Source organism: Kitasatospora misakiensis, from assembly GCF_042656005.1.
GTDB lineage: Bacteria > Actinomycetota > Actinomycetes > Streptomycetales > Streptomycetaceae > Kitasatospora > Kitasatospora misakiensis.
Genome location: NZ_JBHSOF010000152.1, coordinates 1 through 670, shown reverse-complemented (window position 1 = coordinate 670; position 670 = coordinate 1). Strand labels below are relative to the sequence as shown.

The 670-nt window shown below is 73.3% G+C and carries 1 protein-coding gene; it reads right to left on the bottom strand.

What is annotated here, in order from left to right:
* A partial coding sequence (locus ACFP3U_RS37005; protein WP_380230165.1) for an LLM class flavin-dependent oxidoreductase occupies nt 1–670 on the bottom strand: 670 nt, incomplete at both ends.

Sequence of the window (670 nt, the reverse complement as noted above, 5' to 3'; positions counted from 1 at the left end):
AGCTGGGCGAGGCCCTCGGTGGCGATCTTCTCGAAGACGGCGAGGTCGTTCGCGAAGACCGAGTCCGGGACGGGCCAGTGGATCACCAGCTCGGTGATGCCCAGCTCCTGGTAGCGGCCCGCCCAGTCCACGAAGGCGTCCAGCGACTGGAGCGGCTGCTCCGCGGTCGAGCCCTGGAGCAGCACCTTCTCCAGCGTGGCGACGTCCCGGCCGGCCGCCTCGCAGGCCGCCGTCAGCTTCTCGATCTGCCCCGCGATCACCTCGGGCGCCTGCTCCACCGGCACGTCCGCCGGCCCGCGCGGGTCGCCGTACGTGACCCAGCCCTGCCCGTACTCGGCGGCGAGCTTCAGCCCGCGCGGCCCGGTCGCGGCGACGTAGAACGGCACCCGCGGCGTCTGCACGCAGCCGGGGACGTTCCGCGCCTCGACCGCCGAGTAGTACGCGCCCTCGCGGGTGGTCGCGTCGTTGCGCAGCAGCTCGTCCAGCAGCGGCAGGAACTCCCCGAACCGGTCCGCCCGCTCCTTCGGCGACCACGCCTCCTGCCCCATCGCCGTCGCGTCGAACCCCGTCCCACCGGCCCCGATGCCCAGCGTGAGGCGCCCGTTCGACACGTCGTCGACGGTGATCAGCTCCTTGGCGAGCGTCACCGGGTGCCGGAAGTTCGGCGAGG